Annotated in this window: 16 protein-coding genes and 2 pseudogenes; 17 read left to right on the top strand and 1 reads right to left on the bottom strand. The window is 40.9% G+C overall.

Translation table 11 applies throughout. The features are described from left to right. The first annotated feature begins 135 nt into the window (after positions 1 to 135). The 14 genes and pseudogenes from ccdA2 to FJN11_RS08045 all read left to right on the top strand — a co-directional run bounded on the left by ccdA2 (position 136) and on the right by FJN11_RS08045 (position 21,053). The gene (gene ccdA2 / locus FJN11_RS08110; RefSeq protein ID WP_140224296.1) at positions 136 to 846 is read left to right on the top strand and encodes a thiol-disulfide oxidoreductase-associated membrane protein CcdA2; all 711 of its coding nucleotides are present in this window, start codon (positions 136 to 138) and stop codon (positions 844 to 846) included. 13 nt (positions 847 to 859) lie between these two features. Next, positions 860 to 1,423, top strand: coding sequence for a redoxin family protein (locus FJN11_RS08105; RefSeq protein WP_140224295.1), 564 nt, complete (start codon positions 860 to 862; stop codon positions 1,421 to 1,423). A gap of 9 nt (positions 1,424 to 1,432) precedes the next feature. Continuing rightward, positions 1,433 to 2,545: a peptide-methionine (R)-S-oxide reductase MsrB gene (gene msrB / locus FJN11_RS08100; RefSeq protein WP_049539830.1), complete on the top strand. Its 1,113-nt coding sequence runs from the start codon at positions 1,433 to 1,435 to the stop codon at positions 2,543 to 2,545. A 70-nt stretch (positions 2,546 to 2,615) separates the two neighbouring features. Next, entirely contained in the window at positions 2,616 to 3,353 is a 738-nt protein-coding gene (locus tag FJN11_RS08095) for a response regulator transcription factor (protein ID WP_004261873.1), read from the top strand. Continuing rightward, positions 3,350 to 5,040, top strand: a pseudogene (locus tag FJN11_RS08090) (cache domain-containing sensor histidine kinase). The gene FJN11_RS08095 and the pseudogene FJN11_RS08090 overlap by 4 nt, the downstream one beginning before the upstream one ends. Positions 5,041 to 5,154: 114 nt before the next feature. After that, positions 5,155 to 5,718 carry a TIGR01440 family protein gene (locus FJN11_RS08085; RefSeq protein WP_181146400.1) on the top strand — a complete coding sequence of 188 codons (564 nt, stop codon included), beginning with the start codon at positions 5,155 to 5,157 and terminating at the stop codon, positions 5,716 to 5,718. 2 nt (positions 5,719 to 5,720) lie between these two features. After that, the gene (locus FJN11_RS08080) at positions 5,721 to 11,543 is read left to right on the top strand and encodes a ZmpA/ZmpB/ZmpC family metallo-endopeptidase (RefSeq protein ID WP_140224425.1); all 5,823 of its coding nucleotides are present in this window, start codon (positions 5,721 to 5,723) and stop codon (positions 11,541 to 11,543) included. 72 nt (positions 11,544 to 11,615) lie between these two features. Continuing rightward, positions 11,616 to 13,337: an aminodeoxychorismate synthase component I gene (gene pabB / locus FJN11_RS08075; RefSeq protein ID WP_140224292.1), complete on the top strand. Its 1,722-nt coding sequence runs from the start codon at positions 11,616 to 11,618 to the stop codon at positions 13,335 to 13,337. After that, positions 13,338 to 13,955, top strand: coding sequence for an alpha/beta fold hydrolase (locus FJN11_RS08070; protein WP_049552251.1), 618 nt, complete (start codon positions 13,338 to 13,340; stop codon positions 13,953 to 13,955). 49 nt (positions 13,956 to 14,004) lie between these two features. Beyond that, a complete protein-coding gene (locus tag FJN11_RS08065; protein WP_181146399.1) occupies positions 14,005 to 14,814 on the top strand; it encodes an N-acetylmuramoyl-L-alanine amidase family protein in 810 nt (269 codons plus the stop codon). 154 nt (positions 14,815 to 14,968) lie between these two features. After that, positions 14,969 to 16,846 (top strand): annotated as a pseudogene (locus FJN11_RS08060) (Ltp family lipoprotein); the annotation flags it as partial. Between the two features lie 416 nt (positions 16,847 to 17,262). Further along, positions 17,263 to 19,044 carry an Ltp family lipoprotein gene (locus FJN11_RS08055; protein WP_140224291.1) on the top strand — a complete coding sequence of 594 codons (1,782 nt, stop codon included), beginning with the start codon at positions 17,263 to 17,265 and terminating at the stop codon, positions 19,042 to 19,044. A 114-nt stretch (positions 19,045 to 19,158) separates the two neighbouring features. Then, positions 19,159 to 20,118, top strand: a complete 960-nt coding sequence (locus FJN11_RS08050) for an ROK family glucokinase (protein ID WP_140224290.1) — start codon at positions 19,159 to 19,161, stop codon at positions 20,116 to 20,118. Positions 20,119 to 20,213: 95 nt separating this feature from the next. Then, complete coding sequence (locus FJN11_RS08045; RefSeq protein ID WP_140224289.1) at positions 20,214 to 21,053, top strand: thymidylate synthase; 840 nt, start codon at positions 20,214 to 20,216, stop codon at positions 21,051 to 21,053. Between the two features lie 50 nt (positions 21,054 to 21,103). Here FJN11_RS08045 and FJN11_RS08040 read toward each other — a convergent pair whose 3' ends face one another. Continuing rightward, complete coding sequence (locus FJN11_RS08040; RefSeq protein WP_001051780.1) at positions 21,104 to 21,274, bottom strand: DUF3042 family protein; 171 nt, start codon at positions 21,272 to 21,274, stop codon at positions 21,104 to 21,106. 120 nt (positions 21,275 to 21,394) lie between these two features. Here FJN11_RS08040 and miaA point away from each other — a divergent pair, with 120 nt between their 5' ends. From miaA to FJN11_RS08025, 3 genes are read left to right on the top strand one after another with little or no spacing between them, the layout of a single operon-like run. Then, the gene (gene miaA / locus FJN11_RS08035; RefSeq protein ID WP_140224288.1) at positions 21,395 to 22,279 is read left to right on the top strand and encodes a tRNA (adenosine(37)-N6)-dimethylallyltransferase MiaA; all 885 of its coding nucleotides are present in this window, start codon (positions 21,395 to 21,397) and stop codon (positions 22,277 to 22,279) included. Beyond that, positions 22,272 to 23,510: a GTPase HflX gene (gene hflX, locus FJN11_RS08030; RefSeq protein WP_140224287.1), complete on the top strand. Its 1,239-nt coding sequence runs from the start codon at positions 22,272 to 22,274 to the stop codon at positions 23,508 to 23,510. Before miaA ends, hflX begins: the two co-directional genes overlap by 8 nt. Next, positions 23,503 to 24,126 carry a cystathionine beta-lyase gene (locus FJN11_RS08025; RefSeq protein WP_049551824.1) on the top strand — a complete coding sequence of 208 codons (624 nt, stop codon included), beginning with the start codon at positions 23,503 to 23,505 and terminating at the stop codon, positions 24,124 to 24,126. Before hflX ends, FJN11_RS08025 begins: the two co-directional genes overlap by 8 nt. The last annotated feature ends 9 nt before the right edge of the window (positions 24,127 to 24,135 follow it).

Raw genomic sequence — 24,135 nt, 5'->3', positions numbered from 1 at the left:
GACTGTGTCTGGCTTTTTTTGCAACATTTTTTACATAACCTGATTAAATTCCTATTTTTCCCTATCATTGTCCCTGTTTTTTCTGGAGTTTTGGGGCTATAATAGTCCTATCAAATCAAAGAATGGAGGAAGGCGATGGATAATATAATCTTTTTTATTAGTGTGTTTCTTGCTGGAATTCTTTCCTTCTTTTCTCCTTGTATCTTACCCTTGTTACCGGTCTATGCAGGGGTCTTGTTGGATGACAAAGATGGTGCTCAGGATTCTAGTGGCAAATGTTCAATCTCACTTGTTAGTCTATTGCGAACTTTGGTCTTTATAGCAGGGATATCCTTTATTTTTATCTTACTAGGCTATGGAGCTGGGTTTTTAGGCAATTTGCTGTATGCTTCTTGGTTTCAGTATGTGACGGGTGCGGTCATCATTCTCTTGGGCTTGCACCAGATGGAAGTCTTACATTTTCAGGGACTCTACAAGGAAAGAAGGATACAATTAAAGAGACAGGGGCAAAAGGGTAAGGGCTATAGTCAGGCATTTTTACTGGGGTTGACCTTTAGTTTTGCTTGGACGCCTTGTGTGGGGCCGGTTCTTGGCTCTGTTTTGGCTTTAGCGGCTTCAGGTGGCTCAGGTGCTTGGCAGGGAGCTGGTCTCATGTTAATCTATACGCTGGGTCTAGCGCTACCATTTTTGGTTCTAGCTCTAGCTTCCAGCTATGTTTTGAAACATTTCCGAAAACTTCATCCCTACCTCGGAACCCTCAAAAAAGTGGGTGGCTTCCTCATTATTGTGATGGGAATCTTGGTGCTTTTGGGAAATGCTTCTATTTTAACAAGATTATTTGTATAGAGAGGAAGAAGAAATGAAAAAATGGCAAACATGTCTCCTTGGAGTCGGCTCAATCTGTTGCTTGGCAGCCTGTTCTGCTAAAAATATGTCAGACGAAGCTACTATGAAGGAGCAAACAAAAACAGAACAAGTCAGTTCGCAAACTGCGACTAAAGGTCAGGCGGTTGCAGATTTTGAACTGATGGGAGTAGATGGCAAGACCTACCGCTTGTCTGATTACAAGGGCAAGAAAGTCTATCTCAAATTCTGGGCTTCTTGGTGTTCCATCTGTCTAGCCAGTCTTCCAGATACGGATGAAATTGCTAAAAATGCTGGTGATGATTATGTGGTCTTGACAGTGGTGTCTCCTGGACACAAGGGGGAACAAGCAGAAGCTGACTTCAAGAACTGGTACAAGGGCTTGGATTATAAAAATATTCCAGTTCTAATTGATCCATCAGGCAAACTTTTGGAAAGTTATGGTGTCCGTTCTTACCCAACTCAAGCCTTTATAGACAAGGAAGGCAAACTGGTCAAAACGCAACCAGGTTTTATGGATAAGGATATGATTTTAAAAGAATTGAAAGAAATGGGGTAGAGAAAGGTCATGAACGATAAAGTAAAATTGTTTGTCTTGGCAGGGATTTTTTTCCTAGCCATAACCGGTTTCTATTTTCTATTGATGCGAAATGCAGGGCAGACAGATAGCTCGCAAATTGAGAAAGCATCAGTTAGCCAAGGAGGAAAAACAGTGAAAAAAACAGAAGTGAGTAAAGATGCAGATTTGCATGAAATTTATCTAGCTGGAGGCTGTTTCTGGGGAGTGGAGGAATACTTCTCACGCGTTCCCGGAGTGACAGATGCCGTTTCAGGCTATGCAAACGGTAGAGGGGAAACAACCAAGTACGAATTGATTAACCAAACTGGACATGCGGAAACCGTCCATGTTACCTATGATGCCAAGCAAATTTCCCTCAAGGAAATCTTGCTCCATTATTTCCGCATTATCAATCCAACCAGCAAAAATAAACAAGGAAATGATGTGGGAACCCAGTATCGTACCGGTGTTTATTACACAGATGACAAGGATTTGGAGGTAATCAACCAAGTCTTTGATGAGGTGGCTAAGAAATACGACCAACCTCTGGCAGTTGAAAAGGAAAACTTGAAGAATTTTGTGGTGGCTGAGGATTACCATCAAGATTATCTCAAGAAAAATCCAAATGGCTACTGCCATATCAATGTCAATCAGGCGGCCTATCCCGTCATCGATGCCAGCAAATATCCTAAACCAAGCGATGAAGAATTGAAAAAGACCTTGTCGCCTGAGGAGTATGCAGTTACCCAGAAAAATCAAACAGAACGGGCTTTTTCAAACCGCTACTGGGACAAATTTGAATCCGGTATCTATGTGGATGTGGCAACTGGCGAACCCCTCTTTTCATCAAAGGACAAGTTTGAGTCTGGTTGTGGCTGGCCTAGTTTTACCCAACCAATCAGTCCAGATGTTGCTACCTACAAGGAAGATAAGTCTTACAATATGACGCGAATGGAAGTGCGAAGCCGAGTTGGAGATTCTCACCTTGGCCATGTCTTTACAGATGGGCCTCAGGACAAGGGTGGCTTGCGTTACTGTATTAATAGTCTCTCTATCCGCTTTATTCCCAAAGATCAAATGGAAGAAAAAGGCTACGCTTATTTACTAGATTATGTCGATTAAGAGGGATTTCCTAAGCAGTTAGAGGAGAATTTTGCTATACTGATACTAGTAAGTGACAAAGGAGAGAAGCATGACCTACACAATCTTAATCGTAGAAGATGAATATCTGGTAAGACAAGGTTTGACCAAGCTGGTCAATGTAGCAGCCTACGATATGGAAATCATCGGTCAGGCTGAAAATGGAAGGCAGGCTTGGGAATTGATTCAAAAGCAGGTGCCAGATATCATTTTAACTGATATCAACATGCCTCAGCTAAATGGCATCCAGTTGGCCAGTCTGGTCCGAGAAACCTATCCTCAGGTTCATTTGGTCTTTTTAACAGGCTACGATGATTTTGATTATGCCTTGTCTGCTGTCAAACTAGGTGTGGATGACTACCTGCTCAAGCCCTTTTCTCGTCAGGATATTGAGGAAATGTTGGGGAAAATCAAGCAAAAGTTGGATAAGGAAGAAAAGGAAGAGCAATTACAAGATTTATTGACCGATAAGTTTGAGGGAAATATGGCCCAGAAAATCCAGTCCCATCTGGCTGATAGCCAATTTAGTTTAAAGTCTTTGGCCAGTGACTTGGGCTTTAGTCCGACTTATCTGAGTTCTTTGATTAAGAAAGAGTTGGGCCTACCTTTTCAGGATTATTTGGTGCGAGAACGTGTCAAACAGGCCAAGCTCTTGCTTTTAACTACGGATCTGAAAATTTACGAGATTGCAGAGAAGGTTGGTTTTGAAGATATGAACTACTTTACCCAACGTTTTAAACAGATTGCAGGTGTGACACCTCGTCAGTTTAAGAAGGGGGAAGGTCGATGAAGCGTTCTTCACTCCTAGTTAGAATGGTTATTTCTATCTTTCTGGTCTTTCTCATTCTCCTAGCTCTGGTCGGGACTTTCTACTATCAATCTAGTTCATCAGCCATTGAGGCTACTATTGAGGGCAATAGCCAAACGACTATCAGTCAGACTAGCCACTTTATCCAGTCTTATATCAAAAAATTAGAAACCACCTCTACCAGTTTGACCCAGCAGACGGATGTTCTAGCTTATGCTGAGAACCCCAATCAAGACAAGGTCAAGGGAATTCGAGATCTATTTTTGACTATCTTGAAGGCAGACCAGGACTTGAAAACGGTGGTACTGGTCACTAAATCCGGTCAGGTCATTTCTACAGATGACAGTGTGCAGATGAAAACTTCTTCTGATATGATGGCTGAGGATTGGTACCAAAAGGTATTCATCAGGGGGCTAAACCAGTTTTGACACCAGCTCGTAAATCGGATAGTCAGTGGGTCATTTCTGTCACTCAAGAACTTGTTGATGTAAAGGGGGTCAATCTCGGCGTACTTCGTTTGGATATTTCTTATGAAACTCTGGAAGCCTATCTAAATCAACTTCAGTTGGGTCAGCAGGGCTTTGCCTTTATCATCAATGAAAACCATGAATTTGTTTACCATCCTAAACACACAGTCTATAGCTCAGCTAGTGAAATGGAGGCCATGAAACCCTATATTGAGACAGGGCAGGACTACACTCTGGACCACAAATCCTACGTCAGTCAGGAACAGATTGCAGGAACTGATTGGACGGTTATAGGAGTGTCTTCACTGGAAAAATTAGACCAGGTTCGGAGTCAACTCATGTGGACCTTGCTTGGAGCCAGTGTCACATCTCTTCTTGCCTGTCTCTGCTTGGTGTGGCTTAGTCTTAAACGCTGGATTGCTCCTCTGAATGACTTGAGAGAAACCATGCTGGAGATTGCTTCTGGTAATCAGAATCTTCGTGCCAAGGAAACTGGTGCCCATGAACTGAGAGAAGTGACTCGTCAGTTTAATGCCATGTTGGATCAGATTGATCAGCTGATGGCAGATGTGCGCAAACAGGAAGAAACGACCCGTCAGTATGAACTTCAAGCCTTGTCGAGTCAGATTAACCCCCATTTCCTCTACAATACTTTGGACACCATCATCTGGATGGCTGAATTTCAGGATAGTCAGCGAGTGGTTCAGGTGACCAAGTCCTTGGCGACTTATTTCCGCCTAGCGCTCAATCAGGGTAAAGATTTGATTTGCCTGTCTGACGAAATTAACCATGTCCGCCAGTATCTCTTTATCCAGAAACAACGCTATGGCGATAAGCTGGAATACGAAATTAATGAAAATCCTGCCTTTGATAATCTAGTCTTGCCCAAGCTGGTGTTGCAACCTCTAGTAGAAAATGCTCTTTACCATGGCATCAAGGAGAAAGAAGGTCAGGGTCATATTAGAGTCTCTGTCCAGAAACAGGATTCAGGATTGATCATTCGTATTGAGGATGATGGAGTTGGCTTCCAAAATCCTAGCGATAGTAGTCAGAGTCAGCTCAAACGTGGAGGAGTAGGTCTTCAAAATGTTGACCAACGCCTCAAACTTCATTTTGGAGAAAACTATCAGATGAAGATCGATTCTGTCCCTTTAAAAGGTACGACAGTAGAAATATACATAAATAGAATAGAAATTAGCTAACTCCCAGTTCATTCTGGGAGTTTTATGCGTAATTGGGCAAGCTTTCTAGGTTGTCTATCTTGCTAAAAAGTAGAAAAAACGATATGATAGATAATGACAAAAGAGGTATCAAGTATGAAGGAAAAAGACATTCAAAGAGAAACAAGCCAGATTGTAAAAGATGTATTAGAAAAGGCCAATTTGAAGCAAGGATCTATCTTTGTTTTAGGCCTTTCTTCTAGTGAAGTGATAGGTGGTCAGATTGGTAAGGAATCCAGCCAAGAAATTGGGGAAATCATTGTGAAGACCATCCTAGATATCCTAGAGGAAAAAGGAATTCATCTAGCTGTTCAAGGTTGTGAACATGTCAATCGGGCCCTCGTTGTTGAACGTCAGGTTGCAGAGCAGTTTGCTCTGGAAATAGTTAGTGTCCTTCCTACCCTTCATGCAGGAGGTTCAGGTCAGTTGGCAGCCTTCAAGTTTATGCAAGATCCAGTTGAGGTTGAATTTATCAAGGCTCATGCTGGATTGGATATCGGAGACACTGCAATTGGCATGCATGTCAAGCATGTTCAGGTTCCGATTCGCCCTCTTTTGAGAGAAATTGGGCATGCCCATGTAACGGCTCTTGCTAGTCGTCCAAAATTAATTGGAGGTGCGCGTGCGCACTATCCGCAAGATTCTATTAGAAAGTCATAAGAATGAGAAAAACAAAACAACAACTTGAAAAAATTACTAAATATTCCATTCGCAAGTTAACTGTTGGGGTTGGTCCTGTAGTCATCGGGGCCTTCCTTTTTGGTGCAAGTGCCCTTTCAGTAGATAAGGTACAAGCCAATGAAGTTGGTGGAGCTCATAGCGTTCATTACCGTTATTTGGCGGAGCAGGAATTGACCGAGTCTGAAAAAGCCTTAATTCACCATGAAGTCCCTTCGGAGTTTCAAGAGGATGATATTATCTATGCAGTGTATCGAAAGAAAGCTAGTACCTACCAAGAACTTCCTTATACAGGGAGTAAAGAATTAGCCTTGGCTGGTATAGGGTTGGCTACGGCTTCTTTGGCTGTTTTATTAATCTCTAAAAAACATCGTGGTAAGGTGCTTGGTGTCTTATTAATTAGTTCGATTGGTGCAAGCAACTTTGTTCCTTTCACCACATTTGCGTTTGAAAATAAAGAATTGCTTTCTTATAACCAAACTATTTCGGCTTCTACACATGAAGGTTTGGCTGAAGGGATTATCCACATTGATGGCTATGAATACATTGGATACTTCAAGGAAGCAGAACTCCATCCATCAAGGCCAGCTTCAGCTGAGAAGCCTCAGTTGCCAGTAGAAAAGCAAAGTGCAAATGAAATTGATAAGACAGAAGTAGTTCAAGAAAAACCAGTTTCTGAGAAACCTCAGTCAAGACTGGAAGAGAGCTTGGTAGATATTCCTTTTGAAACAGTCACAAGCCCAGATACCAATCTAGCAGAAGGACAGACTCGTATCGTCACAGCTGGAGTAAATGGTCAGCGTCGCATTGTAACCAAAGTATCGATGGTTAATGGTCAAGAAGTTAGAGAAGTCATCGAAGACCAAGTGGTTCAAAATCCTGTTTCGCAAGTCATTGCAGTCGGAACTAAGAAAGAAGAGCAACCTGCCCCAACTCCAGTACCACAAGCTGAACCAACGCATCAGGTAGCTAAAGGAACGCAAGAGGCAGGCAAAGAAGGTCAAGCCTTAACGCAACCAACCTTACCAGAGGCTCCAGTTGAAGCAAAAGGAACCCAAGAGGCAGGCAAAGAAGGTCAAGCTCTAACACAACCAGAACTACCAGAGGCTCCAGTTGAAGCAAAAGGAACCCAAGAGGCAGGCAAGGAAGGTCAAGCTTTAACACAACCAACCTTACCAGAAGCTCCAATCGAAGTAAAAGGTACACAAGAGGAAGGTAAAACTGGCCAAGCCCTTGTACAAGAACAGTTACCTGAGTACAAAGTAACTGAGGGAACCCTTGTTGAAACATCGACTACAGACCTAGACTACAAAACTGAAACGATAGAGGACCCAACCAAGTATACGGACGAAGAAACTGTCCTACGAAATGGTGAAAAAGGTAGCCAAGTTACTAAAACAACTTATAAAACAGTAGAAGGTGTTAAAACGGACCAAGTTCTTTCAACTAGCACAGAAGTTACCAAGGAACCTGTAAATCAACAGGTAAGTCGTGGGACAAAACCAATTGAAGGAACTCTGGTGGAAGAAAGTCTTGAAAAGATTCCATTTAAGGAAGTTCTTAAAGAAGATGACCAACTGAAAAAGGGTGAAAGAGTTACTGTCCAAGAAGGAAAAGATGGGCAGAAAAAAGTTACCAAGACTTACAAAACTCTCAAAGGTTTAAAAACTGAAGAAGCACCTAAAATTGTGGAACAGGTTCTGGAGTTAGACCAAGATCGTATCGTCAAATTAGGAACTAAAAACTTTGAAAAACCAATCTTAAGTTTGTCACTTGTTGATGTTAATGATTTGAAACGATCATCTCAAATTCGTTATAATTTGGAAAATCCAAGTAAGACAGCCATTAAATCTATTACCTTAACTCTGAAAAAGGGTGATGAAATTGTTAAAACTTTGAATGTTTCACCAGACGACTTGACAACGACCCTGACAGATTTGCAGTACTACAAGGATTATAAACTTGAAACGAAGATGGTTTATAATTTAGGTGAAGGTGATCAAGAAGAAGTTCTTAAAGAAGAACCTCTAAGAATTGACCTTAAAAAAGTTGAAATTAAAAACATCAAAGAAACAAGCTTGATGAGTGTGGATGCTGACGGTAATGAAACAGATACTAGTTTGCTGACAGAAAAACCAACTGATCTTGCTCCGCTTTATTTACGAGTGACCACTCATGACAATAAAATAACAAGACTAGCTGTTGACAAGATTGAAGAAGTAGAAAAAGACGGAAAAACTTTATACAAAGTCACTGCCAAAGCACCTGATTTGATTCAACGGAATTCTGACAACACACTTAGCGAAGAGTATGTCCATTACTTTGAAAAACAAAAAGCACACGATGGTGATGTATATTATAGCTTTAACGACCTAGTAACGGCTATGAAAGCTAATCCAAGTGGTACCTTTAAACTTGGTGCAGATTTGAATGCAGCAAATGTACCAACTCCGAATAAACAATATGTACCTGGTAAATTTAGCGGAACTTTAACAAGTGTTGACGGTAAACAATATACCATTCATAATATGGCTCGTCAGTTATTCGATAACGTTGAAGGCGGTACAGTTAAAAACATTAACTTAGGTAATGTTAATATCAATATGCCTTGGATTGAAAATATTTCCGCACTATCAAGAGTAATTAAAAATGCCACAGTTGAAAATGTTAAGGTAACTGGTAGTATCCTTGGTAAAGATGGTATTGCTGGTATCGTAAATAAAGGAGATACTGGTGGACTTCTTAAAAATGTTGCTTTCATCGGTAAACTAACAGGTGTCGGTAATAAAGGTTGGGATCTTGGTGGTATCGCCGGAGAACTTTGGCGTGGTAATATTAAACATGCATACGTAGATGCTGATATTGTTGCAGATAGAGCACGTGTTGGTGGACTTGTCGCTAGAACCGATAACGGTTCTGATCCTAATGGTATTGATAAATACGCTTCTGTTCGTAACGCTGTTACTAAAGGAACTATTGATGTGAAGAACCCTGTTGAGGTAGGTGGTTTCATTAGTAAAAACTGGACATGGGGGCGTGTTGCTGACACAGTTTCAATGATGAAAGTCAAAAACGGTGAAGAATTCTACGGTTCTAGAGATTTAGAAGCAGAAGGTGGATATTACACAAAAAACTGGATTGAAAGAAACTACGTTGTTAAAGATGTGAGTGAAGGTTCTCACTCATTTAACGGTTCTCGTAGTAATCGAATCCAAGAAATCAGCCTAGAAGATGCAAATAAAAAAATAGAATCATTCGGAATTACAGCTGATAAGTTTGAAATTAAACCTCTTGTTGAAGATGCACTTAATAACGTAAAACCAAAAACAGATACTTATAAAGATACTCAAGATTATGATGTATCTCGTGAGCTTGCTTACCGTAATATTGAAAAGCTTCAACCGTTCTACAACAAAGAATGGATTGTAAATCAAGGTAATAAGATTCCTGCAGATTCTAAATTACTAAATACGGAAGTTTTATCTGTTACAGGTATGAAAGATGGACAATTTGTGACCGACTTATCAGATGCTGATCACATTATGATTCATTACGCTGATAAGACGAAAGAAATTAAGGCTATTACACAAAAAGAATCTAAGGTTCAACAAGTTCGTGAATATAGTATTGAAGGATTAGGTGATATTGTCTATACACCAAATATGGTTGTTAAAGATAGGACACAATTGATCAGCGATATCAAAGCTAAATTAGCTTCTGTTGAACTTGATTCAGATGAAGTTCGTAAGATTAATAACAATCCTAAGATGTTATACATGGAAGAAAGCTTCAAAGAAGTAAAAGATAATCTTGATGCTTTAGTTAAAGCTTTAGTTGAAAATGAAGACCATCAATTAAATACGGACGAAGCAGCTAAACGTGCATTGATTAAAAAAGTTGAAGATAACAAAGCTAAAATCATGTTAGCTCTGGCTTATTTAAACCAATACTATGGAATTAAATTTGACGGATTAAATATCAAAAATATGATGACCTTCAAACCGGATTTCTACGGTAAGAACGTTAACGTACTTGATAGATTAATCAGCTTCGCTTCAAATGGTAACAACCTAAAAGGTGATCAATCACATGATGCATTTAACAGAGCTCTTGCAAGTGCTACTGGTAAAGCTAACTTACACGAATTCCTGAAGTACAACATGGAATTATTCACTAGTGAAACAGATATGAATACTTGGTTCAAGAATAACATTGCAGATAACGCTTATGTTGTTGAGAAACAATCATCAAATCCAGATTTCGCTAATAAGAAACATAAATTATATGAAGTAATTAATAATGGGCATCACGGACGTTATATTTTACCACTTCTGAATTTGAAGAAAGCGCATATGATCTTAATTACGACCTATAATACCATTGCCTTTAGTTCATTTGAGAAATATGGTAAGAACACAGCAGAAGAACGTGAAGCGTTCAAGAAGCAGGTTGATTTACGTGCGCAAGAACAAATCAATTATTTAGACTTCTGGTCAAGACTTGCTGCTGATAATGTACGAAATAATCTTCTTAAGAGTGAAAATATGGTACCATCTGCAATTTGGGATAACCATGATGTACCAGGTTTGGGATGGGTTGACCGTATGGGACATACGAAGAAAGGCGATTTTGCTCCAATTCGTGAATTCTATGGTCCGACTGATAAGTGGCACGGATACAATGGAATGGGTGCATACGCTTATATCTTCCAAAATCCACAACCACAAGAGGCCGTATATTACATCATCTCTAGCATGATTAGTGATTTTGGTACATCTGCATTCACTCACGAAACAACTCACATCAATGACCGTATGGCCTACTTAGGAACATGGCGTCACCGTGAAGGAACAGACGTTGAAGCCTTTGCTCAAGGTATGTTGCAATCACCATCAGTTTCAAATCCAAATGGTGAATATGGTGCCTTAGGATTAAACATGGCTTACGAACGTCAAAATGATGGAAATCAAATTTACAACTATAATCCAAATGTGTTAAATAGTCGTGAGAAAATCGATCACTACATGAAGAATTACAATGAATCCATGATGATGCTTGATTACTTAGAAGCTGAGTCTGTCATCAAGAAAAATACTGGGACAAACGATAAGTGGTTCAAGAAGATCGATAAGAAATATCGCGAAAAAGCGGATCGCAATGGCTTAGTTGGTGAACCACACCAATGGGATTTAGTTCGTGATTTGAATGATGACGAAAAGAATACGAAGCTGACAAGTATTGATCAACTGGTTGATGGAAACTTTGCAACGAAACATGGATTACCAGGAAATGGTCATTACCGTACTGAAGGATTTGATTCTGCTTATACTGTAGTAAATATGATGACAGGTATTTATGGTGGTAATACAAGTAAGAGTGCGGTTGGTTCAATCTCATTCAAACATAATACCTTCCGTATGTGGGGGTACTTCGGTTATCTAGATGGATTCTTAGGTTATGCATCAAACAAATACAAACAAGAATCTAAAGCAGCAGGTAATGTAGGTCTTGGTGATGACTTTATTATTAATAAAGTTTCTAACGGCAAATTCCAAAGCTTAGAAGCATGGAAGAAAGCATGGTATCATGAAGTACACGAAAAAGCCCAAAGAGGTTTTGTTGAAATTGAAATCGATGGTCAAAAGATTTCAACTTACGCACAACTTCAGACTTTATTTGATGCAGCGGTCGAAAAAGACCTTCAAGGTAATGATTTCAAGAATACTGTAGATCTTAAATGGAAGGTTTACAAACAACTCTTGCAGAAATCAGATGGATTTGCTGGTGATTTATTCACTAAAGCATAATCAATAGTAAGAAAATAATAAAAAGGTAGATCAGCTTTGTCTGGATCTGCCTTTTTGTGCTATACTTAAGGTATGCATAGAAAAACAGTGATTGATTTTAGGGCTTTGGGGGAGAGATGCACCTTTACCCAGCCGATTAAAGAGTTAAAAACGAGAAATGTAGCAGAAGTGGCAGACTTGCTGGCACAAGTGGAAAGCTACCAAGAGCAAGGTTATTATGTGGTGGGCTATGTCAGCTACGAGGCTGCACCTGCTTTTGAGGAGAAATTAGCAGTTCATAAAGCTCCTTTACTGGGAGAGTACCTGCTATATTTTACAGTTCATGACAGCGTAGAAACATCCCCTATTCCTCTGACTTATGATGAGGTTGATTTGCCTTCAAATTGGCAGGAAGTAACGTCTGCAGAGGATTATGAAAAGGCTATTGCCCAGATTCACCATCATTTGCGGCAGGGGGACACCTATCAGGTCAACTACACCGTCCAACTCAAGCAGGATTTAAGTGCCAATCCTTTTGCCATCTACAATCGTATGGTGGTAGAGCAGGAGGCAGGCTACAATGCCTATGTGGAACACGATGAGATGGCAGTGATTTCCATGAGTCCAGAACTCTTTTTTGAGCAAAATGGCCGTGAATTGACTACACGACCAATGAAGGGAACGACTCAGCGTGGAGTGACTGACCAAGAAGATCTTGAACAGGCTAGTTGGTTGGAGCAGGATCCTAAAAATCGCTCTGAAAATATTATGATTGTGGACCTCTTACGCAATGATATGAACCGTATTTCTGAGGTGGGGAGTGAGCATGTGGAGCGTCTCTGCCAAGTGGAACAGTATTCAACTGTTTGGCAGATGACTTCAACCATCAAGAGTCAGTTGCGAGAGGATGTTGACCTTGTTGAAATCTTCCGTTCTCTCTTTCCTTGCGGATCCATAACGGGTGCACCCAAAATTGCAACTATGGAAATCATTAAGGACTTGGAGCCACAACCGCGTGGAGTCTACTGTGGAACCGTTGGTCTCCTGCTTCCAAGTGGGCGCCGGATTTTTAATGTTGCTATCCGAACTATTCAACTGTATCAAGGGAAAGCCATCTATGGAGTTGGCGGAGGAATTACATGGGATAGCACCTGGGAGTCTGAATACCGTGAAGTTCATCAAAAGGCAGCTGTTCTCTATCGTAAAGAAGCTCGTTTCCAACTGATTACTACAGGGAAAATCAGCCAAAAACAACTGCTGTTTGAAGAGCAACATATAGAAAGACTGAGAAAGGCAAGTCGATATTTTGCTTTTCCTTTTGACCCAGAAATTTTGAGACAAAAGATTGAAGCAGAGTGTCAGGCTTGTGATGCTAATCAAGATTACCGCTTGCGTATTTCTCTCAGCAAGTCTGGAGAGATAGAAGTCGATCGCCAAGTATTAACACCCCTTAGTACAAGCTTTTGTCAGGCCCAACTCTGCCCTCAGGAAGCCAATTTGCAACAAGCTTTTACCTACTTCAAAACGACTCACCGACCGCATTTGAACCTAGGGGAGCAAGAGATCATTTACCACAATAAGTCTGGAGAACTTCTTGAAACCTCTATCGGAAATTTGGTTCTGAAAATCGATGGGAAACTCTATACACCGCCAGTCCGACTTGGAATCTTACCAGGCATTTACCGTCAGCATTTGCTGGAAACAGGACAGATAGAAGAGAAAGTCTTGACCTTGGCAGATTTTGCCCAAGCAGAAGCTATCTATGGCTGTAATGCAGTCAGGGGCTTGTATGAGCTGTCAGTAAGGGAGAACTAAATGAAATTAATATTTTTACATGGCCTAGGTCAGTCAGCAGATAGTTGGAAAGAAGTGCAAGAGTTGCTTGTAGATTATCCTTCTGAAGCCCTAGAGTTATTTCCTTCCGGAGTTGCTACCTATCAAGAAGCTAAGGAGCGCATTTATCAGCACTTGTCAGAGGAGACAGAACCTTTTGTCCTAATCGGTTTGTCCTTAGGAGCTGCACTTGCATTAGAGCTGTCAAGTTACGATTTGCCAAATCTTCAGGCCTTGGTTTTGTCAGGCTGTCCATTGAAACTAGCTGGCAATATCCCTTTTTACATTCAGTTGCTGATATTTAAACTACTCCCCAAAAGGACATTTGAGAAACAGGGAGCAGATAAATCGCTTTTGGTTGGAGTTTCTGAGGAATTAAAAACACTTGATTTAAGAGAGATTGCAAAGAATTGTCCCTATCCAACTTTGTTAATTTGTGGTAGTCAAGATAAGCCTAATCTCAGTTCAATGAAAGCTATTCAAGAACTGATGCCAAATTCCCAGTTCCAGATTATCCCTGACGGTCCTCATGTCTTGAATAGAGCCAAACCAAAAGAGTTTGCAGCAATAACTAGAAGTTTTCTTGAATTGCTGAAATAAGTTTGATAAAACAACATTAAAAACGATATTATAATTATGGGAGAAAGAAATGAACAAACGTCTATTTTTTAAAATGAGTCTGGCTACCTTGCCAGTTTTAGCCTTGTTTTCACAGCCTGTGTTAGCGGAAGAAAACATTCATTTTTCTAGCTGTAAGGAAGCTTGGGCGAATGGATATGCGGATATTCATGAGGGAGAACCTGGTTATTCTGCCAAGTTAGACCGTGATCATGATGGTGTGGCGTGTGAATTGAAAAATGCCCCAAAAGGTGCTTTCAAAGCAAAGCAATCAACTTCGGCTCAAAACAATACAAGTTCAGCAACAACAAGTGGCTGGGTTAAGCAGGATGGTGCATGGTATTACTTTGATGGAAATGGAAATCCAGTGAAAAATGCTTGGCAGGGAAGCTATTATCTGAAAGCGGATGGTAAAATGGCACAGAGCGAATGGATTTATGACTCTTCTTATCAAGCTTGGTATTATTTGAAATCAGATGGTTCTTATGCAAAAAATGCATGGCAAGGAGCTTACTACCTTAAATCAAATGGTAAGATGGCTAAAGGTGAGTGGGTCTACGATAGTAGCTACAAATCATACTACTACTTGACATCAGAAGGCAGTTACGCTCGTAATACTTGGTCAGGTAATTATTATCTCAAATCAGATGGTAAGATGGCTAAAGGTGAGTGGATATATGATAGTAACTACAAATCATATTACTACTTGACATCAGAAGGCAGTTACGCTCGTAACACTTGGGTAGGCAATTACTATCTTAAATCAAACGGTAAAATGGCTGTGAATGAACGTACACCGGATGGTTATCGTGTAGATGGTTCAGGTAAATGGGTTAAATAAGAAATTAAAAAATAGGATAATAGGTAATATCAGATGAACATGTCTTTTGTGTTGCACTTCATTTTAAAATAGGGCTTTCATAAATAGTTGTTATTTTAATATAAAAAAGATTAAGGATATGGTATACTATAAGTGTAAATCATAAGAAAAGGAGATTTTTATGAGAAGATCAAAAAAAATTTTGGTTACAAGTTTAGCAGCAACTACACTTGCACTTGTTTCTCTTTCAGATACAATGGGGATGTTGCCTTTCTCATCTCAGAAAGTATCTGCTCAAGAAAAAGATGCGTCTAAAAATGGTAAAATTGTAAAAGAGAATACAAAACCCGCACCAAAACCTGCGCCGAAGCCGGCACCAAAACCCGCACCAAAACCTGCGCCGAAGCCAGCACCAAAACCCGCGCCGAAGCCAGTACAGAAACCCTCGCCGAAGCCAGCACCAAAACCCTCGCCGAAGCCAGTACAGAAACCCGCGCCGAAGCCGGCATCAAAACCCGTGCCTAAGCCGGCACCAAAACCCGCGCCAAAGCCGGCACCAAAACCCTCGCCAAAGCCAGCATCAAAACCCTCGCCGAAGCCAGCACAGAAACCCGCACCAAAACCTACGCCGAAGCCGGCACCAAAACCGACTGAAAAACATAAAGAAACAACTCCTAAACAGGATAAATCAAAATCTAAAGCTCAGTCTGGCTGGGTAGGGTCTTCGTACTATGAAAATGGTGCTAAAGTTACTAATAAGTGGATTTTTGATAAAAAGGTTAACTCCTACTTCTATTTAAATGCATCGGGAAATTATGTCCAAAATGCCTGGGTCGGTAATTACTATCTCAAATCTGATGGTAAGAGAGCTAAGAATGAATGGATTTATGATAAGAAATCGAATTCATATTTTTATCTAACATCAGAAGGCACCTATGCTCGCAACAAATGGATAGGAAATTACTACCTCAAATCTGATGGTAAGAGAGCTAAGAACGAATGGATTTATGATAAGAAATCGAGTTCATATTTTTATCTAACATCAGAAGGAAGTTCAGCTCGTAACACTTGGGTAGGAAATTACTACCTCAAATCAGATGGAAAGATGGCTAAGAAAGAATGGATTTATGATAAGAAATACTCTGCACATTATTATTTAACAGCAGAAGGTAGCTACGCTCGTAATACTTGGGTAGGGAATTATTATCTCAAATCAGACGGTAAGAGAGCTAAAAATGAATGGATTTATGATACGAAATCGAATTCATATTTTTATCTAACATCAGAAGGAAGTTCTGCTCGTAACACTTGGGTAGGAAATTACTACCTCAAATCTGATGGCAAGATGGCCAAGAATGAATGGATTTATGACAAAAACTACGGTTCATATTATTATCTAACAGGAGAAGGAAGCTACGCACGTAACAAATGGGTAGGTAATTACTATCTAAACTAAAACGGTAAGATGGCCAAAAATGAGTGGGTAGATGGTGGTAATTATTATGTTGATTCTGACGGAAAAATAGTTAAAAGTGACTGGATTTATGATAAAAACTATGGTTCATATTATTATCTAACATCAGAAGGAAGCTACGCTCGCAACAAATGGGTAGGAAATTATTATCTCAAATCAGATGGAAAGATGGCCAAGAATGAATGGGTAGATGGTGGTCGTTACTATGTCGATTCTGATGGTTATATGTTGAAGAATAAATGGGTAGATGGTGGTCGTTATTATGTAGGATACGACGGTGTGTGGCAACCAAAACCAGCAGATGGAAATCAATATAACGCGGCTTTAAGGCAAGCACAAGGTTATAATAGGATTTATTTGTCAAAAAAAAGAATTTATGAGATGTTAATTTTTGAAGGTTTTAATAGTGACGCTGCACAATATGCTATCAATCATTTGCAAGCAGACTATAAGGCGAATGCCTTAGCTACAGCAAGAGAATACCGAAAGAATGCCCATTTATCAAAGACAGAAATTTATGAGAGGCTAACTTTTAAAAAATTTACCAAAGAAGAAGCAAACTATGCAATTCAACATCTAGGTGACTAATTATTTAGAATAACTATTTTAACACCAATTGACAAGTCAAGTACAACAAAGTTGTTCCTCTGATTAAGAGAGTATTTTTCAAGCTGTTTGAGTGAACTCAAACAGCTTTTTTGCGGACTATAGCCAAGTTCAAAATAGAAGGTTCTCCGATTGTCTTTCCACCCAGAACAGAATGGATTTTCCAATTTCAAAAAGGGGTTGGAGTTTATAGGTGTGAACAAAGGCATCTATGCTGTGTCCCGTTGGTTTCCCCAAAAATCTCAGCCGGTTTGAGTCCTACGTTTAAATAAGTTTCAATTTCTACTCGCTCAGCTTCAGATTAGTGCTTGTATAGTTATTATTTTAATGTAAAAAAGATTAAGGATATGATATACTATAAGTGTAAATCATAAGAAAAGGAGATTTTTATGAGAAAATCAAAAAAAATTTTGGTTACAAGTTTAGCAGCAACTACTTTTGCACTTGTTTCTCTTTCAGATACAATGGGGATGTTGCCTTTCTCATCTCAGAAAGTATCTGCTCAAGAAAAGGATGCGTCTAAAAATGGTAAGATTGTAAAAGAGAATACAAAACCCGCACCAAAACCTGCGCCTAAGCCGGCACCAAAACCCGCGCCTAAGCCGGCACCAAAATCTGCGCCTAAGCCGGCACCAAAACCCGCTCCGAAGCCAGCACCAAAACCCGCGCCTAAGCCGGCACCAAAACCCGCGCCTAAGCCGGTACCAAAACCCTCGCCGAAGCCAGCATCAAAACCTGCGCCGAAGCCAGCACCAAAACCTGCGCCTAAGCCAGTACAGAAACCCTTGCCGAAGCCAGCATCAAAACCTGCGCCGAAGCCAGCATCAAAACCTGCGCCGAAGCCAGCACCAAAACCCGCGCCGAAGCCGGCACCAAAACCCGCGCCGAAGCCGGCACCAAAACCCTCGCCGAAGCCGGCACCAAAACCCTCGCCGAAGCCAGCACCAAAACCTGCGCTGAAGCCGGCACCGAAACCTAAAGAAACAACTCCTAAACAGGATAAATCACAATCTAAAGTTCAGTCTGGCTGGGTAGGAAATTACTACCTCAAATCAGATGGAAAGAGAGCTAAAAATCAATGGGTAGATGGTGGTCGTTATTATGTTGATTCTGATGGAAAAAAGGTTAAAAGTGACTGGATTTATGATAAAAACCATGGTTCATATTATTATCTAACAGCAGAAGGAAGCTCTGCTCGCAATAAATGGGTAGGAAATTCTTATCTCAAATCAGATGGAAAGATGGCCAAGAATGAATGGGTAGATGGTGGGCGTTACTATGTTGATTCTAAAGGCAAAATGCTAAGGAATAGATGGGTAGATGGTGGCCGTTACTATGTAGGATACGATGGTGTGCGGCAACCAAAACAGGCAGATGGGAACCCGTACAATGCTGCTTTAAGTAAAGCGAAAAGCTATAATTCGTCTTTACGTCTGTCAAAAAAAGCTCTCTATGACCAATTAACGTGGTATGGTTTTTCAAGTTCAGCAGCGCAGTATGCCATCGATCACTTGAATGCAGATTACAAAGCAAATGCCTTAATTAAAGCAAGAGAATACCGAAAGAATACCAATTTATCAAAGACAAAAATTTATGAGAGGCTAACTTCTCCTTGGAGTGGACAATTTACAAAAGAAGAAGCTAATTATGCAATTCAAAAACTTAATCTACCATCAGAAGGCAGCTATCCTCGCAATAAATGGGTAGGATACTATTATTATAAATCAGATGGAAAGATGGCCAAGAATGAATGGGTAGATGGTGGCCGTTACTATGTGGGATCAGATGGTGAAATGGCTAGGGGCAAATGGGTAGATGGTGGCCGTTACTATGTAGGATACGATGGTGTGCGACAACCAAAACCGGCAGATGGGAACCCGTACAATGCTGCTTTAATTAAAGCGAGAAGCTATAATTCGTTTTCACATATGTCAAAAAAAGCTCTCTATGACCAATTAACGTGGCATGGTTTTTCAAGTTCAGCAGTGCAGTATGCCATCGATCACTTGAATGCAGATTATAAGGCAAATGCCTTAATTCGAGCAAGAGAATACCGAAAGAATACCAATTTATCAAAGACAAAAATTTATGAGAGGCTAACTTCTCCTTGGAGTGGACAATTTACAAAAGAAGAAGCAAACTATGCAATTCAAAAACTAGGAGATAAATAGTTATTAATTATTAGATGTAACTTTTTCATGCAAACCTTTGCATGATTAACTAAATTTTGTTATACTATATCTGTAAGCATTTTCAATTAATTCATAATGAAAAAGGAGAAGACGATGAGTCAAAAGATTATTGGGATTGACCTTGGTGGAACTTCTATCAAATTTGCAATCTTGACAACAGCAGGAGAGATCCAAGAAAAATGGTCTATCAAGACCAACATTTTGGATGAGGGAAGTCATATCGTAGATGATATGATTGAGTCTATTCAACATCGTTTGGACTTGCTTGGATTGGCAGCAGCAGACTTCCAAGGTATTGGAATGGGATCACCTGGTGTGGTTGACCGTGAAAAAGGAACTGTTATTGGTGCCTACAACCTCAACTGGAAAACCCTTCAACCAATCAAAGAAAAGATTGAAAAAGCCTTGGGCATTCCTTTCTTCATCGATAATGATGCCAACGTAGCTGCTCTTGGTGAGCGCTGGATGGGTGCTGGAGATAACCAACCAGACGTTGTCTTTATGACACTCGGTACTGGTGTTGGTGGCGGTATCGTTGCAGAAGGCAAATTGCTTCACGGTGTTGCTGGTGCAGCAGGTGAGCTTGGCCACATCACTGTTGACTTTGACCAACCAATCGCATGTACCTGTGGTAAGAAAGGCTGTCTTGAGACAGTCGCTTCTGCAACAGGGATTGTCAACTTGACTCGTCGCTATGCCGATGAGTACGAAGGCGATGCAACCTTGAAACGCTTGATTGATAATGGAGAAGAAGTAACTGCTAAGACTGTCTTTGATTTGGCAAAAGAAGGAGACGACCTTGCTTTGATTGTTTACCGTAACTTCTCACGTTACTTGGGAATCGCTTGTGCCAACATCGGCTCAATCCTAAACCCATCAACAATCGTCATCGGTGGTGGTGTGTCAGCTGCAGGAGAATTCCTTCTACAAGGTGTTCAAAAAGTCTATGACGAAAATACCTTCCCACAAGTACGCACTTCAACTAAATTGGCTCTTGCAACTCTAGGAAATGACGCTGGAGTTATCGGAGCAGCATCACTTGTATTGCAATAAAATAAAAAAGGAGAAAATTGCTTTCCAGAAGCGAGTGATTTTCCTCCTTTCTTTTTTTATGCTATACTAGTTAGGACAATAAATGAGGTGAGAAAATGACAAAAGCAGATACAATTTTTAAAGAAAATATTGAACGAATCCTCAAAGATGGCGTCTTTTCTGAGCAGGCCCGTCCCAAGTACAAGGATGGAACTGTTGCCAACTCCAAGTATGTAACGGGTGCCTTTGCAGAGTATGACTTGGCAAAAGGGGAGTTTCCCATTACAACTTTGCGGCCAATCGCCATTAAATCCGCAATCAAGGAAGTGCTCTGGATTTACCAAGACCAGTCAAATAGCCTAGACGTGCTTAATGACAAGTACAATGTTCACTACTGGAATGACTGGGAAGTGGGAAATACGGGAACTATTGGTGAGCGTTACGGGGCGGTCGTTAAGAAACACGATATCATCAATAAGCTTCTCAAGCAGTTGGAAGCCAATCCTTGGAACCGTCGCAATATCATTTCGCTCTGGGATTACCAAGCTTTCGAAGAAACAGATGGGCTGCTCCCATGTGCCTTTCAGACTATGTTTGATGTCCGCCGTGTAGATGGAGAAATCTATCTGGATGCGACCTTGACCCAGCGTTCTAACGACATGCTAGTGGCTCACCATATCAACGCTATGCAGTACGTGGCTCTTCAAATGATGATTGCCAAGCATTTTGGCTGGAAGGTTGGGAAGTTCTTCTACTTCATCAACAACCTCCATATCTATGATAATCAATTTGAACAAGCTCAGGAATTGCTCCGTCGTGAACCGTCAAACTGCCAACCACGCTTGGTTTTAAATGTTCCTGATGGGACTAGTTTCTTTGATATCAAAGCAGAAGATTTTGAGTTGGTGGATTATGACCCTGTCAAGCCACAGTTGAAGTTTGACCTAGCTATTTAAAAGAATAGAAAAAAGAAGTTGAGACAATAAATCCCAACTTCTTTTGTTTCTTAACGTGATACGCGGCGACGAGCTGCTTTTTTACGGTTTTCTTCGATGAAAGCTGCTTTTTGCTCTTCTGGTTCGATCACTTTCTTTTTAAATGCGTATACTGCACCTGCGACGGCAGCGACAGTTCCTGCGACACCTGTTACAAGACCTTTAGCAAATCCTTTAGCCATGAGTCTTCCTCCTTTATATTCTCAATCAGCCAGCCCCCTTAAGAGGTCACATTTTTCTGACTGACCTTTTTGTGTTATAATAATAGTAACGAAAAAATGGGAATTTTTCAAGGAAAAAAGATGAAAACAAAAATAATTGTGATTGTTGGACCGACTGCTGTTGGAAAGACGGCTCTAGCCATTGAAGTGGCCAAGCGTTTTAATGGCGAAGTGGTTAGTGGAGATAGCCAACAAGTCTATCGAGGACTTGATATTGGGACGGCTAAGGCTAGTCCAGAAGAGCAGGCAACTGTTCCCCATCATTTAATCGATGTTAGAGAGGTAACCGAGTCTTACTCGGCTTTTGATTTTGTTTCAGAGGCTAAGATGGCTATTGAGGATATTGACAATCGTGGCAAGCTTGCCATTATCGCTGGTGGAACAGGACTTTACATACAGAGTCTACTAGAAGGATATCATCTTGGTGGAGAGACTCCCCATGAAGAGATTTTGACCTATCGAGCTAGCTTGGAGCCCTATACAGATGAGGAGTTAGCCCATCTGGTAGAGCAAGCAGGTCTTGAAATTCCCCAGTTTAATCGTCGTCGTGCTATGCGTGCCTTGGAAATTGCCCATTTTGGTCAGGACTTGGAAAATCAAGAGACCTTGTATGAGCCATTGATTATCTGCTTGGATGATGAACGCAGTCAATTATATGAACGTATCAATCACCGAGTGGACCTGATGTTTGAAGCTGGACTTCTAGACGAAGCCAAGTGGTTGTTTGACCATTATCCAGATGTGCAGGCTGCTAAAGGGATTGGTTACAAGGAACTCTTTCCTTACTTCCGTGGAGAGCAGACCTTGGAGGAAGCTAGTGAGAGTCTCAAACAGGCGACTCGTCGTTTTGCCAAGCGTCAGTTGACCTGGTTCCGTAATCGCATGAAGGTCACTTTTTATCAGATTGGAGAAGCTGGTGTAAAAGACCGCATTTTAAGCCAGATAGAGGAGTTTTTAGATGATTGATACGGAAAAAAAAGAGGAGCGAGTCCTGCTGATTGGTGTGGAATTGCAGGGCATGGACAATTTTGACCTCTCTATGGAAGAATTGGCCAGTCTAGCCAAGACAGCTGGGGCAGTCGTTGTAGATAGCTACAGACAAAAACGTGAAAAATATGATTCCAAGACCTTCGTCGGCTCTGGTAAGTTAGAAGAGATTGCGCTTATGGTAGATGCAGAAGAAATTACCACTGTCATCGTCAATAACCGCTTGACTCCACGGCAGAATGTCAATCTAGAGGAAGTTCTGGGTGTCAAGGTTATTGACCGTATGCAGTTGATTTTGGATATCTTTGCCATGCGGGCTCGAAGCCATGAAGGGAAGCTCCAAGTTCACCTAGCCCAGCTCAAATACCTCTTGCCTCGTTTGGTTGGTCAGGGGATTATGCTCAGTCGTCAGGCAGGGGGAATTGGTTCCCGTGGACCTGGTGAAAGCCAGCTGGAGCTGAACCGTCGTAGCGTTCGCAATCAAATCACAGATATCGAACGCCAGCTCAAGGTGGTTGAGAAAAATCGGGCGACTGTCAGAGAAAAACGTCTGGAGTCTAGCACCTTTAAGATTGGTTTGATTGGTTATACCAATGCTGGGAAGTCAACTATCATGAACACTTTGACCAGTAAGACACAGTATGAAGCAGACGAGCTTTTTGCAACTCTAGATGCGACGACTAAGAGTATCCATCTTGGGGGCAATCTACAGGTGACTTTAACTGATACGGTTGGTTTTATCCAAGATTTGCCGACAGAGTTGGTGTCCAGTTTTAAGTCAACCTTGGAAGAAAGCAAGCATGTGGATCTTCTGGTTCATGTCATTGATGCCAGCAATCCTTACCACGAGGAGCATGAAAAAACGGTTCTTTCCATCATGAAAGACTTGGAAATGGAGGATATTCCTCGCCTGACCCTTTATAATAAAGCGGATTTGGTCGAAGATTTTACGCCGACCCAAACTCCTTATGCCCTCATTTCTGCCAAGTCTGAGGATAGTCGCGAGAACTTGCAGGCACTATTTTTAGAGAAAATCAAGAATATTTTTGAATCCTTTACTCTGCGCGTGCCTTTTTCTAAGTCCTATAAGATTCATGATTTGGAAAGTGTTGCGATTCTGGAAGAACGTGACTATCAAGAGGATGGCGAAGTCATTACAGGCTACATTTCTGAGAAAAACAAATGGAGGTTAGAAGAATTTTATGACTGATATCAAAACCTTGGCTCTAAAATATGGAGGCTATACAAGTCTGGACAAGGTCTATCTGGATCAGCTTCTAGCTGGCAAGACAGAGCAGGAGCAGTTGGCACTTATCACACCTCCGCCCAGCGTGGTCAATGCTTACTTTGCAGAACTTTACCAAAAAAAGAGTCCTGAGGCAGCGACGGATTATTTTGCGGAACTCAGTCAGGAACTGAATCTTTACAATACTGAGCCGAGTTTCACACTCGAAAACAAGCCTTTTATTCGTCTTAATCTGTCTGGTAAATCCTTTGGTTTTTGCTATGAGAGTGAGGGTCTTGGTCGAATTTTCTCTGAGAATGAAGAGAAGATTTCGGATGACTTACTTTTTGAAATTGCACAAATTTTCCCCCATCAGCTAGTCTTTGAGGAGTCTGGCAAGATTTACATGAAGGCTGTCGAGGACGAGGAAGTTGTTAGCGTGGAAAATCTTACAGCTTTGACAGATTTGGAAAGCTTGGCTGACGGTCGTAAGCGTCTCAAAGGCTACAGCCAAGAGGAGTTATTACAAGAAGCCACAGCTTTTTCTGGCAAGCGCTATTTCCGATCGGAAAACCGCACAGCCATGTTATATATTGATTAATTAGAAAGT

Origin of the sequence: Streptococcus symci (assembly GCF_006385165.1) — a bacterium.
Classification (GTDB): Bacteria; Bacillota; Bacilli; order Lactobacillales; family Streptococcaceae; genus Streptococcus; species Streptococcus symci.
This window is presented reverse-complemented; position numbering and strand designations above follow the sequence as displayed.